13 protein-coding genes are annotated in these 13,337 nt (G+C 39.6%); 2 read left to right on the top strand and 11 right to left on the bottom strand.

The window, feature by feature from the left end; translation table 11 throughout:
- The first annotated feature begins 4 nt into the window (after positions 1–4).
- Entirely contained in the window at positions 5–1,348 is a 1,344-nt protein-coding gene (gene glmM, locus HDEF_RS08830) for a phosphoglucosamine mutase (RefSeq protein WP_015874307.1), read from the top strand.
- A gap of 84 nt (positions 1,349–1,432) precedes the next feature.
- On the opposite strand, the gene HDEF_RS08825 is transcribed toward glmM, so the two are convergent.
- From HDEF_RS08825 to HDEF_RS11005, 5 genes are read right to left on the bottom strand one after another with little or no spacing between them, the layout of a single operon-like run.
- A complete protein-coding gene (locus tag HDEF_RS08825; protein WP_015874306.1) occupies positions 1,433–2,707 on the bottom strand; it encodes an HlyD family type I secretion periplasmic adaptor subunit in 1,275 nt (424 codons plus the stop codon).
- A gap of 4 nt (positions 2,708–2,711) precedes the next feature.
- Positions 2,712–4,034 carry a TolC family protein gene (locus HDEF_RS08820; RefSeq protein WP_100103927.1) on the bottom strand — a complete coding sequence of 441 codons (1,323 nt, stop codon included), beginning with the start codon at positions 4,032–4,034 and terminating at the stop codon, positions 2,712–2,714.
- On the bottom strand, positions 4,018–4,743 hold the full coding sequence (locus tag HDEF_RS08815; RefSeq protein WP_148207017.1) for a hypothetical protein: 726 nt from the start codon (positions 4,741–4,743) through the stop codon (positions 4,018–4,020). The genes HDEF_RS08820 and HDEF_RS08815 overlap by 17 nt, the downstream gene beginning before the upstream one ends.
- 43 nt (positions 4,744–4,786) lie before the next feature.
- Positions 4,787–5,149 carry a 6TM ABC transporter family protein gene (locus HDEF_RS08810; RefSeq protein WP_044612382.1) on the bottom strand — a complete coding sequence of 121 codons (363 nt, stop codon included), beginning with the start codon at positions 5,147–5,149 and terminating at the stop codon, positions 4,787–4,789.
- A 13-nt stretch (positions 5,150–5,162) separates the two neighbouring features.
- Positions 5,163–5,885, bottom strand: a complete 723-nt coding sequence (locus tag HDEF_RS11005) for a hypothetical protein (RefSeq protein WP_015874304.1) — start codon at positions 5,883–5,885, stop codon at positions 5,163–5,165.
- A 173-nt stretch (positions 5,886–6,058) separates the two neighbouring features.
- Between HDEF_RS11005 and HDEF_RS08800 the strand changes: the two genes are divergently transcribed.
- Positions 6,059–8,653 carry an Ig-like domain-containing protein gene (locus HDEF_RS08800; protein WP_015874303.1) on the top strand — a complete coding sequence of 865 codons (2,595 nt, stop codon included), beginning with the start codon at positions 6,059–6,061 and terminating at the stop codon, positions 8,651–8,653.
- A gap of 436 nt (positions 8,654–9,089) precedes the next feature.
- On the opposite strand, the gene can is transcribed toward HDEF_RS08800, so the two are convergent.
- The 6 genes from can to mlaE all read right to left on the bottom strand — a co-directional run bounded on the left by can (position 9,090) and on the right by mlaE (position 13,322).
- Positions 9,090–9,749 (bottom strand): carbonate dehydratase, encoded by a 660-nt coding sequence (gene can, locus HDEF_RS08795; protein WP_015874302.1) that lies wholly within the window; start codon positions 9,747–9,749, stop codon positions 9,090–9,092.
- A gap of 72 nt (positions 9,750–9,821) precedes the next feature.
- The gene (gene murA / locus HDEF_RS08790) at positions 9,822–11,090 is read right to left on the bottom strand and encodes a UDP-N-acetylglucosamine 1-carboxyvinyltransferase (RefSeq protein WP_015874301.1); all 1,269 of its coding nucleotides are present in this window, start codon (positions 11,088–11,090) and stop codon (positions 9,822–9,824) included.
- A gap of 34 nt (positions 11,091–11,124) precedes the next feature.
- Complete coding sequence (locus HDEF_RS08785) at positions 11,125–11,373, bottom strand: BolA family protein (protein ID WP_015874300.1); 249 nt, start codon at positions 11,371–11,373, stop codon at positions 11,125–11,127.
- Between the two features lie 12 nt (positions 11,374–11,385).
- Positions 11,386–12,009 (bottom strand): phospholipid-binding protein MlaC, encoded by a 624-nt coding sequence (gene mlaC / locus HDEF_RS08780; RefSeq protein WP_015874299.1) that lies wholly within the window; start codon positions 12,007–12,009, stop codon positions 11,386–11,388.
- Between the two features lie 15 nt (positions 12,010–12,024).
- On the bottom strand, positions 12,025–12,534 hold the full coding sequence (mlaD, locus tag HDEF_RS08775; protein ID WP_015874298.1) for an outer membrane lipid asymmetry maintenance protein MlaD: 510 nt from the start codon (positions 12,532–12,534) through the stop codon (positions 12,025–12,027).
- Between the two features lie 2 nt (positions 12,535–12,536).
- Positions 12,537–13,322, bottom strand: a complete 786-nt coding sequence (mlaE, locus tag HDEF_RS08770) for a lipid asymmetry maintenance ABC transporter permease subunit MlaE (RefSeq protein ID WP_015874297.1) — start codon at positions 13,320–13,322, stop codon at positions 12,537–12,539.
- Positions 13,323–13,337 lie beyond the last annotated feature (15 nt).

Genomic DNA, 13,337 nt, shown 5'->3' with positions numbered 1-13,337 from the left:
AATAATGCATCATCGCAAATATTTTGGTACGGATGGCATTCGGGGAAAGGTAGGAGATATGCCGATCACCCCTGATTTTTTCTTAAAATTAGGTTGGGCAGCAGGCAAAATTTTAGCCCGTCAAGATTCGCGTAAAATTATCATCGGCAAGGACACACGTATTTCTGGTTACATGTTGGAATCTGCTTTAGAAGCAGGGTTAGCCGCCGCGGGGTTTTCTGCTCTATTAACAGGCCCGATGCCCACACCTGCCATTGCTTACTTGACTCGCACTTTTCGAGCGGAGGCAGGCATTGTCATTTCAGCCTCTCATAATCCTTTCTATGATAATGGGATTAAATTTTTTGATATTAATGGCAGCAAGCTCTCTGATAGCCTGGAAGAAGCCATTGAAGCACAACTAGAAAAGCCCCTCACCTGTGTTGAATCTGCTCAATTAGGCAAAGCCCGCCGAATTGTCGACGCGGCAGGCCGTTACATTGAATTTTGTAAAGGCACTTTTCCAAGCGAATTCAATTTAAAAAATTTTAAAATAGTGGTCGATTGTTCAAATGGGGCTACTTATCACATTGCGCCGAGTGTGCTTAAAGAGCTAGGTGCAACGGTGATTTCTATTGCTTGTGAACCAAATGGGTTAAATATTAACAAAGAATGTGGTGCCACCAATATCGGCATGTTACAAAAAAGCGTGCTAGCAGAACAGGCTGATCTAGGAATAGCACTAGATGGAGACGGTGATCGGCTGATCATGGTGGATCACCTGGGTAACAAAGTGGATGGTGATCAAATAGTTTATCTTATTGCTAAAGAAGCCTGTCGTCAGCAGCAATTAAAAGGGGGTGTTGTTGGAACGCTCATGAGTAACATGGGGTTAGAACTTGCTCTTCAAAGATTGAAAATTCCTTTCATCAGAGCCAAGGTCGGTGATCGCTACGTTTTAGAAAAAATGCAAAAACACGGTTATCGTATTGGAGCTGAAAATTCAGGCCATATCATTTTATTGGATAAAACCACCACAGGAGACGGTATGATAGCGGCTTTGCAAGTGTTTAAAGTGATCATTCAAAATCAAATGACCTTGCATGAGCTTTGTAGTGAAATAAAGTTATTGCCACAAGTATTGGTTAATTTTTCTTTTTCTGGCAACAAAAATGTTTTGCAATCTGATGCAATAGCCTCTTTGGTCAAAAAAGTGGAATCTACCTTGGCAGGAAGGGGCCGAATCTTATTACGTACATCAGGCACTGAGCCTGTGATCCGCGTAATGATTGAAGCTGATCAAGAGGAGCATTTCATAAAAACATTAGCTGAAGAAGTGGCTGAGAAAATAAAAAAGAGTTTGTACTAAATTGAACAGGATAAAAGTGTTGTGTGGGGTTAATTGATTGTAGAGTCGAGATTTTTAAGAGCGCGCTTGTTTTCTCTAAAAAACTTAAGGTTTGTTATATTGCGTTAAATGTACCGGTTCTGAGAAAACATGACTGATTCCTTTTGTTAAAGGTGAAATAAGATAGGACATAATCGAGTGTTTTCCTGTCACCACTCTGGCATCAACCGCCATACCAGGTTTTAACCAATCCATGTCTTCATTTTTGACATTAAAACTAATGATGACTTTGTAATAACGCTGCACACTCCCATTTGTGTTCTCCTCGTAAGAATCCGGGCTGATTTTTTCAATGCTGGCTTGATAAAATTTCCCCTTGGCTTTCACCAGAGACAAGATATCCACCAGCGCCTGTTCACCTACATAGAGTTGATCACGATATTTAGGATTCACTTTTATCTCTGCTTGCATGGTATTGACCGAAGGTTTGATCTCGAATAACAGATCTGCCGCCTGGATAACCCCCCCTTGAGTTGAAGCGCTTTTATTAATTTTATAAATCACCCCATTGACCGGAGCTCGAACATTTTCTTCCTCTATTTGTTGCTCAAAAATTTTTAACGGCGTGCTCATCAAATTCAGCTCTTGCTGATCTTTTGACAGTTGACGGGATAATGACAGCCGTAATTCGTTATCCAGGGCTCGAATTTCATTTTTCACTAAATGACTGTCATTTTTTTTTAAAATAATGTTATTTTCCGTCTCGTCCATCTCTGATTTTAACTTAATAAATGCCTGCTTTTTATTCAGATAATTCGTATACGACGTGATCCCTTTTTTTACCAAAGGGTGCAATATATCCACCTCTTCACCCAGAAGTGCAACCTGTTCTTTTTTCCCTTTCAGTTGCATTTTCATCCCCGTAATTTCAGATTCAAGCGAACCCAGCTTGAGCGTTTTCGTATGAATTTGACTTTTCACTAATTCAATATTCGCTGACAACTCTTTATTTTTTATTAAGCTGATGTCTTGCCACGCAGAAAAATCTTCTACCGCATTCTTATTTAAAAGCGACGTCAGCTCCTCAATGTCTTTCACTAAAAATGCTTTCTGGGCTTTTAATCGTTCATATTCCTTTCTTAAATCGAGGTTGATCACTTTAGCAAGGAGAGCGCCCCTTTTAACGCTTTCCCCTTCTGAAACATAGATTTTCTCAATCACGCCGCCTTTTGATAAGGAAATAAATTGAGTGTTATCACGGTTCGTTATCATGCCTTGGCCATGAATCACCGAATTTACTTTGATAATAGAAGCGGCGATGATAATGATCAGGCTCATTATCATCATCATCATCAGGGTGTCAGTTTGTTTCCTGTTCATTTATCTATTTTTCCGCTTGAGGAGTTTGGCTCACCCCTAAGTAATTCGTTAATTGAGACATCAACCCTAATTGTCTTGATTTCGCCTGTCGCTGAGAGTATTCACTCTCAATCATGTTGATAAAAGACTGAAAATATTCCCCTCTGCTAGAAATCAGGTCTAACAAGGTTTTTTGACCCAGATCAAACTCTTTTTCATAAAGAGTCGACAGTTGAAGCGCATTTTCATAAGAACGTTGATTCACGACATAAGTTTCTTTTGCAGCGGCGTATTGAGAAATCATATTATTGATTTCAAATTGCGCTTTGAGTAAAAACTCTTCGATGCGTAATTTAGATTGAGTATAAGCCGAGGAAACTTTTAAATCTTGTGCGCTATTTTTAAATCCATTAAAAAGATTGAGGCTGACATTAAGTTTCACTCGGCCTTCATTTTTATAAGTATTACGATCTGTATTGCCAAGCGGATGGTTATCCACATATTCTGCGCTCAGATCGACGGCGGGAAAGTAAGAAGAATGCGCCCCGTTCATTTCTTCCAGTGCCGCATTTTGTGATTGAAGCAAAATATGATAATCGTGGTTAAACAGCTTTATTTTTTGCATCATTTTGGCTCGATCACTGATGAAAGCATACCGTTCAAGCAAGATATGAGGCTGACCTACCTGTTCAGAAGAGAGGCTCCTTAGGCCCGTCATATTTTTAAGTTTAAACATTTCTGAATCTAGCATCGATTGATACATAATTTCGCGGCTATTGAGTGAATCAATTGAGACCTGTACTTTTCTCAAATCAGACTCGAGAGCCACCCCCGATGAAACCAGTAAAGAAAAATTATCCAGCATCTTTTTATAAAAGGCTTTTTCTTTAACAATCCCCTCTAATATTTCTTTGTATTTATTAATATTTAAGTAAGAGTCGCTGACTTCTTGAGCGACAGAGTTTTGAGATTTGGCATAATCGAAATGCGAGCCCTCTTTTTCGTATTCTGCTCTTCTAATCGTCGCTGATCTCACCCCAAAATCGGTGACTCGATAAGCCACAGACACTTTATTTTCAATATTTTTTTCACTATCCGACGATTGTTTCTTTATTCCGGTGCCGGCAGCACTGTAATCTAAAGTAGGATAAAGCGCGGATTTTGCTGTTTGTAAATCTCCTTTTTTACGTTCTGTTTCATAGTAAGCAATTTTGACGGAAGGTTGATGTTGCATGGCCGCTTTGATCAGCCTTGTTAAAGAATGGGAATGAGGTTGGTTTACCGCCGCAGCAGAAATATAAGATTGGGAGCATAAAATGAAAGCCATTATTTTATTTTTCATTCTCATCCTCATCCCTTTTTCTTAACAAGGTTTTTTTAACGATTTTTTGATACATCGAGGTGATTTTTTCCAACAAGGGAATAAAGCTCTCTTTATAACTTTCAACTTCAGCTTGAATTTCCTGCGTTTTGTCAATCAAAACATCATGCTGATTTGAGATTTCTTTTTTGATGTCTGCAAGAGATTCTCCGTTTTCTTCATTCTGAGTCATTAGAGTTTTTTGATTGACCTCTATTGTTTCAAGTAAAGCACTTTGTTCAGAAAACGAATGATTGTTTAGACCCGAGAGGGCTTCCATCAGCTTTTGGTGGTACTGTAACGTTTCCTTATTTCTGTTTTCTTCATTTTTAATGAAGTACTGACAAAAATCTTCAAAGCTTTTTTTGAACTCTGACACTTCAGGCGACTCGATTCGAACGGTTCTTACCTGATTTGGTGTCGTCTCAGTTTCCAGGTGTTCAAAGGCCAGGCGTTTTAATTCTGCCAATAATTGTGAAAATGCGCTTCGCACAAACACGCTTTGTGCGATGAGTAAAATGGCACACATGACCCCGTAAATAGAAGAGACAAATGCGGTATTCATACCACGAAGAGGTTCAGAAAGAGCAGAGATAATATGGATGATCATATCCAGAGTGTCATCCGTAGAACTATCTGAACTGTGATGAGAGGTTTCAGAAAGCATACTGCCGATACCACTGATGGTGATCGACAATCCAGCAAAAGTTCCTAAAAGACCTATCAACGTAGAAACATTACTACAAAACACGTTGAGCGCGGGTAGCGCTCACTTCGGTAGAGATTTCTTTTAATAACGCCCGCGAAGACGTTTTGTTTTTTTCAGAAAATAGTTTTTTGTTAAAATTTGCCAGCAAACTACTGTGACTCATACTGTTTTTATATCTAATAATATTTTTACTATACAAGGATTGCCATATAGAAAATAAAGCCGAAATACTCCCTAAAACATAAATAAAAATAATGACAGAATTATAAGCTGCTGAAACCATAAAATTGTCAATCACATAATTTTTGATACCAGGGATTAACAAGCAAAAGATCGGTAAGACAGCTAATATCAAACATAAAATTAAAGAACGATAAAAAAATAACTTTTTCATTAAAAAACCCTTCTTAATTCTTAGGGACGATAACCACTTTATTTTCTAAGTTGTCTGAAGTGGTATTGACGTTAAGGCTCAATATTACGCTTGGATCAACAGATTTGATTTCTCGCATTAAAATCAGCCCCCTGTCATAAGCCAATCGTAATGAATCTGAAAATGAAATTTTGGATTTTGGAATAAAAATCTCGATCTCAAAAATTTTGTGTTTTGTACTTTTAATCCAATCCATCATTTTTGTAATATCTTCTTTAAGATAAGTGTTGACCTCACCTTCATATTCAATCGTTAATGTATTTCCAGTTATAGTCACCCGTGTTTTATCTTTATTATGGGCAATATCATTATTTCTGTTTTTAACCTGTTTTGGCACTCCTTTAACTATATTTTCATTTTCGATTTGAATTTGAGAGAGCTCATTCTGTGTATTCTTTTTATTGACGAGCACTTTATCTTGGGCAGTATTTACATGACCGTTCTCAATACCGGGCTGAATTTTTTGAATTGAATCTTTGACTTGAGTTTTATTTAGTGCGTTGAGTGAATTTTCTTGTTTCGATTCTATTAAATCGGCCTGTTTTTGATAAATCACTTTTCCCTCCCCACCTATCGCACTTTCATAAACGACCAACATGTTATTGAGTAAAAATATCAACATGATAAAAATAAAAATACATAACATGCTCGAAAAGGTATCCACAAAACTTGGCCAAGGATTACTTTCTTCTTCCATTTGAACTCCATTAAAAATATGGATGATGTTGATCAAATTTTAGCAAAAATAACAAAAACAGATTCAGATGAGATAAAAAAATAATATATCAAAAATTGATATATGCACTAATATAAATTAAATTATTTAATAAAAATAACACAGAATTAATCTCTGTTTTCAAGGAAAAACTGATGGCGACTCAAAAAATATTTGCACAACATAATTCCAGGATTGATTTGTCTTCACTAGGGAATAAAAATCAGGTTCAAGTGGCGATATCAGGGCCCGATCTGAAATTAACCTCACCGCAAGGCAGTGTGACCATTGTGAATGGGGCGATTTATTCCAGCTTAAAAGACAGCCAACTGTCTTTTCAGTTTCAGGATGGTGCTTTAAAGGGGAAAGACTTACTCAGTCAGGTCAACCTTGAGAATATCGACTTTAAAAGCGCCGATTCTTTTTTAGTCGATCAGGTTCAAAATAAAGCGCTTCAAGAAGAACAGGAAGCGCTGAAACAAAAAATGAGACAGGCCGAAAAAGACAAAGAAGAGGCAGAAAAAGCAAGAGAAAAAGCCGAGAAAGAGAAAGCAGAAGAAAAAAAAGCAAGAGAAAAAGCTGAGAAAGAGAAAGCAGAAGCCGAGAAAGCCGCGTTAGAAGCGCAGGAAGCACAAAAATCCTCTCAACAAATTGAAGAAGCGCTCAATGAATTTTTAACGCAAGCGAACACCAAAGCGGCCTTGGCACAAATCACCCCAGATGAAAGAGACATCTCTCTGGATTCTGCCTCTTCTTTACATAAAGAATCGAGTGCAACGGTAGAAGTTGCCCAGGTCAACAAAAACGCAAACCGAAGCAGTGGTTTAAACAACCCGGCCCCGAACCCTAAAATCGATTTAAAAATCAGTTTGGCGCTTGACGACAAGAGTAATAGCAGCGGGCAAAAAGATAATTTAACCAACGTGAATGCACCTAAATTAGTGGGCACCACCATGCCGGGCACTGAGGTGACGATTCAAAAAGGCAGCACAACATTAGGGAGCACCAAATCGGATGGTCAAGGTAATTTTACCTTTACTCCCACTGATTTAACAGATGGCCCCCATGAATTTATGGCACTGGGAGAATATAAAGGGAATAAAGCCCAGGCAAAATTATCTCTCGTGATTAAATCGAGCACTCAACCCCCTACTTTTGAGATGAATTCAGAAGACATTGCACTCACGCAAGAGGAGCGCTCTGACATTTTTTTGATTAAAAATGTGACGCCGACCATTCACGGGAAGGCGGAAGCCAACACGCAAGTCAGCATCTACAATAAAAAAATAACCGATGATAAAGAAACACGACTAGACACAGTTCAAGTCAATTCAGTCGGAGAATGGAGCTATACCTTTAAAGACCCTCAACTTGCGCAAGGGGATAACACTATTAGCGTCGTTGCAGAAGATAAGGCCAAAAACATCGCTGCTGCCAAAAAAACCATTAATCTGGATTCTATTCCTCCAACAATAGAGAAAATTGAAATTACACAGGATTTTCTTATTAGTGACCGTGTTGCCAATACGAAAACACCGACATTCAAAATCACCACAGAGCCTGACGCCAAGATTCAACTTTATTTACCAGGCAACACACAGCCGTTATATATAAGACAGTCAGAAGAAGAAGTGGCAGATGGCAAGCAAGCCTATTATTTGACAATACCTGAATCCACCTTTACGGATGATGGAGACTATAAAATCGAGGTAGTTGCCACCGATAAAAGGGGCAATAGTACAGAAAGACAAGAATTTAACTTTGAGGTGGATACGGTTGAGGTGGGGGCCGTAGAAATTACCTTAGAGGATAAAACAGGGGATAAAGCATCAAACTTTACTGACAAGGAATCACCCAAATTGCTTTTCAAGCCGACCGGAAAAAACATCACGAAAATAGAGATTGAGCTCAAAAGCAGTAGTGATGGGAGCATTCAAAAAGGCACACTGGAAAAAGAATCCTTATCTAGAAGTTGGACCCCGAAACAAAAATTAAAAATAGAGGGGGAATATACGGTTACCGCAAAGGCTTATAAAGGGGACAACCCAGGGAGTCCAAGCAGTGAAACAATCCATTTTTACAACACTCAACCTACTATCCAAACGATTGAACTCGGTAGGAGTGACCAAGGTCGTGACCCTAAGTATACGAAAAACTCCAAACCGACATTGTTGGTGAAAATTGATCCAAAAGATGCATCCAGGGCATGGAAAGTAGAGTACGAGATAAAAAATAGCAAGGGCTCCGTTGAAAACAGCGAGGTCACACAGCTGAGTAATGCGACCTATACAGTGACGCCTCAGACTGATTGGAGTCATGGTGAATACACAGTCATCGCGAAACTGTTGGATAAAGCGGGCAATTCTTCGACGAAAAACGAGGTATTTTATTTTAATGATACCAAACCTGACCCCTCTATCACATTTGCCGAGGGTACTGATTTATATCAAATAGACAATAAAAAAATCATAGACAACGACAGTAAAAAATTCGTGATAAAAAATGCAAAAGGAAACATAGAATTACACGAAAAAGATTTGATTACAGTCAAATTGACAAAAAAAATGGGAGCAAAAACTACCTCTGAATCCTTTAATAATACAGACTCAAACAAGGATTTTTCTTATCACAATCAACAAAAAGAATGGAAATTTTTTCCTGAAGAAAAAAAATGGGAGGAAGCCGATTATCAACTCCAAGTAACCGTAACCAATCAATATGGAAGCGTAGGGACCTCTAATGAATTTTGATTGTAAAAACTCAGGGTTTTTTATGTTGCATTCGATGACAGCGCTCCGAGAAATGAGTGAGCGCTTTCGTTTCAGATTTTTTTAGGGATAAAATTTTATTTTGATGAAATTGTTGTTGATTATCAATTATAGTGAATAAATTAATTTTTAATATAAAACTGCTGTAGGGTTTTGCCCCTGAAGATTTCGATAAAATATCTCGTTAAGTCTTACAAGGGTTAATTTGACAATGACAGTCATGATAAAGGTGGGGTGGGGTTGAAAATGGCAAAAAAGGCGGTTACAAAAATGCCAAAACACGGACAAATACGAACAAGTGGCTCTACCGATTTATGACAACAGTCAATTGCTTCACAGTGTAGAAATACCTGGCTTCAATGGTATTTAAAATAAACGGGAATCATTTTGTTCAATCATCAAATGGGTCATTTCTCTTTCAAATTAAAGCATCTCGAGATTTATTGACGGACATGGCGTTGCTATAAGCCATTTCGACACTTTCTCTGCTATTGGCAGATACGCCTAAATCTCTCACACGGCCTTCGTGCATACCATAAATCCAACCGTGTAACATGACTTTTTGACCCCGTCTCCATGCAGATTGCACAATAGTAGAATGCCCAAGGTTGTAAACCTGCTCCACCACGTTGAGCTCACAGAGCAGATTATTCCGATCTTTGAGTGGTAATTCCCCTAATATCAAACGATGCTTATACCAGAGATCACGAATATGTAATAACCAGTTATCTATTAAGCCTAATTCTTTATCTTCTATTGCTGCCTGGACGCCTCCACAACCGTAATGACCACAAATAATGATATGCGCCACTTTTAATACTTCTACAGCGTATTGCACTACAGACAGACAATTGAGATCAGTATGAATAATCAGGTTAGCCACATTACGATGTACAAAAAGTTCGCCTGGTTCCAAACTGGTTAACTGTTCGGCGGGGACACGGCTATCTGAGCAACCAATCCAAAGAAAATTCGGCTTTTGCACCTGAGATAAACGTTGAAAAAAATCAGGATCTTTTTGACTCATCGAATCTGACCAAATTTTATTATTTTCAATCAGTTTTTTTATGTCTTTCATTTAATTGTCTGATCACCTTTTATAAATAAGGTGCTCCTTAATATGACGAGCCAAAACAGGTGATATTTCTGGCTACTGAGCGCCTTGGATCCGCTCAATATAAGCACCCAGTTTTCTTAGCTTATTTTCGATACACTCATAACCCCGATCGATATGATAAATTCGCTCCACTGTCGTTATTCCTTGAGCAATACAACCGGCTAGCACCAAACTGGCCGAAGCACGTAAATCGGTCGCCATGACTCCTGCTCCAGAAAGGCGCTCCACACCATGGCAAATGACGGTGTTGCTTTCAATTTTTACCTGGGCGCCCATACGGATTAATTCAGGGACATGCATAAAACGATTTTCAAAAATGGTTTCAGTAATAACACCTGTGCCTGTTGCAACGATATTGAGCAAAGTGAATTGGGCCTGCATGTCGGTTGGGAAACCGGGGTAAGGTGTTGTACGCACATTCACCGCCTTTGGACGCTTCCCTTTCATATCCAGGCTGATCCAGTCCTTGCCGACTTCGATTTGTGCGCCAGCTTCGTGCAATTTAGCCAATACGGCCTCTAAGGTAGCGGGCTGAGTGTGACGACAGACAACTTTACCTCTTGAAACTGCGCCTGCGACAAGAAAGGTCCCTGTTTCAATCCGATCAGGCATAATACTGTAAGCACCTCCTCTTAATCGCTTGACTCCTTCCACGACGATCTTGTCAGTTCCAGCACCTTGAATGTTGGCCCCTAAAATATTGAGGAAATTGGCTGTATCAACAATCTCAGGTTCTCGGGCAACGTTTTCAATAATGCTGGTGCCTTCAGCCAATGTAGCGGCACTCATGACGGTGAGGGTGGCCCCAACACTGACCTTATCCATGACAATATGAGCCCCTTTTAAACGACCTTCAACAGACGCCTTAATATACCCTTCTTCTATTTGTATTTTTGCACCGAGCTGTTTTAATCCAAAAATATGTAAATCCACTGGTCTTGCACCTATAGCGCATCCCCCAGGTAAAGAGACCTGCCCTCGACCGAACCTAGCAACCAAAGGCCCCAATGCCCAAATAGAGGCGCGCATGGTTTTGACCAATTCATAGGGCGCACAAAAATGATTAACCGCTTTCGCATCAATCATAATGGAATCAGGGGGTTGATATTTTGCTTTGACCCCCAGCTGTTTCAGTAAATTTAGCGTGGTGTCGATATCTTTGAGTTCTGGGATATTTTTTAACTCAATGGGTTCTTCTGACAATAGGGTAGAAAACAATATAGGCAGGGCGGCATTTTTTGATCCCGAAATCATCACCTCTCCCGAGAGAGAGCAAGGCCCCTGAATGCGAAATTTTTTCATTATGCTGATTCTCTTTACATTTAAAATTTTTCGATCAAACAGAGGTTTTTTTAAACTCTTTCCATTCTTGCACTGTATAAGTTTTGATGCTGACCGCATGAATACTTTTATTGGTGATGTATTTCATTAGGGGGGCATAAATAGTCTGCTGTCTTTTGAGACTGCTCATTCCTGAAAATAAATCACCCACAGCAATGACCTCAAAATGGTTACCCTGTTCGGTGATAAAAAGCGCTTCAAGAGACAAAGCATCGAGCAAGCTGTCTTTGATTTTTTTTTGCATAGTGATGATCAGTTATTTTAAAGTAATCGGCTGCTGAGCAAGCAGGGTTAAATGTTTTGTTAACCCATCTATTCCTGTTTCACGCAAGATATTAGCCCATTCATTTTGTTTCGTAGTAATAATACTGACCCCTTCGACCTGCATATCAAATGCCTGCCAATGATCGGTTTGGGTGTTTTTTCTCCATTGAAAATCTAATCTGACAGGAGGGCGGCCATCAGGATCAATGATTGTCACTCTAATAGGGATCATGGTGGCCGATCCCACCTCCTGAGGAGGTGCAATACGATACGTTTGGCCATAATACATGGTTAAAGCCTGGCCGTAAGCTTGTTCCAAATATTGACTAAAAGCGGAATAATAGTTTTTAAGTTGTTCAGGTTTTACGCCTTTGTAATAGGTGCCTAATACCAAAGCCCCTGCATATTTAATTTGTATAAAAGGGAATAACTCCTCTTGAACGATGGTCCGTAAATAATTGGGGTCGGCTTTAATCCTGGATTGCTCGTTTTTGAGTCGCGTGAAGGGTTTTTTCGCTGCATCTGCCATCAGTGTATACGGATTTGTTTTATCTAATGCCTGAACTAATGAAGGCACCAGCATCAATAAAACGATAAAAAAATATTTTTTTAACATGGGGGATTCTCTATTTCAATGATGTGACATATTGGAGGTTTTATGTATGCTGCTTTTTTCACCACTTTTATATAAAAATTGACCTATGAGATCTTCAAGCACCAAAGCGGAGGAGGTGTTTTTAATGGTATCTCCTGATTTTAATATAGTCGTTCCCATTTCTGCATCTTCAAAACCCAGGTTCAATGCCAGAAATTGTTCCCCTAATAAGCCCGCAGTACGAATGGCTAATGAACTGGTGTCTGGAATGTGATGATACTGTGAGTCAATATCGATGGTGACGCGAGGCGTATAATTTGGCCCCTTCAACGAAATGTCAGAGACTTTGCCTATGACCACGCCACCAATTTTAACAGGAGAATGCATTTTCAGGCCGCCAATATTGTCAAAATTAGCATATATTTCATAGGTAGATTGTGGTGTTATTAAGTGAATATTCGCGATCTTCAAGCAAAGAAACAGGATCGCGCTGATTCCTGATAACATCAATAAACCAACCCAGACTTCATATTTTTTTGTATGCATTATCATGAGTTCCCAAACATCAATACAGTGAGCAAGAAATCAACAGCCAGTACAGCCAATGATGAATTTACGACGGTCCTGGTCGTTGCCAGGCTGATCCCTTCAGAGGTGGGTGTGGCATCGTAGCCATTGAATACCGAGATCCAGGTGATGATCACTGCAAATGACACACTTTTAAAAAAACAATTGATGACATCAGAAGGCATCACGGAATCGTGCATTGCTGACCAGAAAAACCCAGCATCGATACCCTTCCAGTCAATCGCTACCATGCTACTCCCAAAGATACCGACGCTGATAAAGAGAGCGGCCAGTAATGGTAAACTGATGACACCGGCCCAAAAGCGCGGAGCGATAACCCGTCTTAAGGGATCAATCGCCATCATTTCTAAACTGGAAAGTTGCTCCGTGGCCTTCATTAAGCCAATCTCAGCCGTCAGCGCGGATCCTGCCCGCCCTGCGAACAATAAAGCCGAAACTACTGGGCCCAGTTCACGGAACAACGATAAAGCGACCAACATACCTAAGCTGCCTTCTGCACCGTAGGTCGTTAACGTTAAATATCCTTGCAAACCCAGCACCATCCCGATGAATAAACCCGAAATGACAATAATCAAAATAGATTGTACGCCAACACGATATAGCTGTTTGATTAAAATAGGGAGATTTTTACGAGGTTCCGGCTTGCCGAAAACAATATTCAACAACATGCATCCTGCTCGTCCAAGGGTAGAGCAGGCGTCAATCCCTTTACGCCCTAAAGATGATACACTTTCTATGATTGACATGAAGATTCCATCAAG

The sequence above is a fragment of the Candidatus Hamiltonella defensa 5AT (Acyrthosiphon pisum) genome (genome assembly GCF_000021705.1).
GTDB lineage: Bacteria > Pseudomonadota > Gammaproteobacteria > Enterobacterales > Enterobacteriaceae > Hamiltonella > Hamiltonella defendens.
This window is presented reverse-complemented; position numbering and strand designations above follow the sequence as displayed.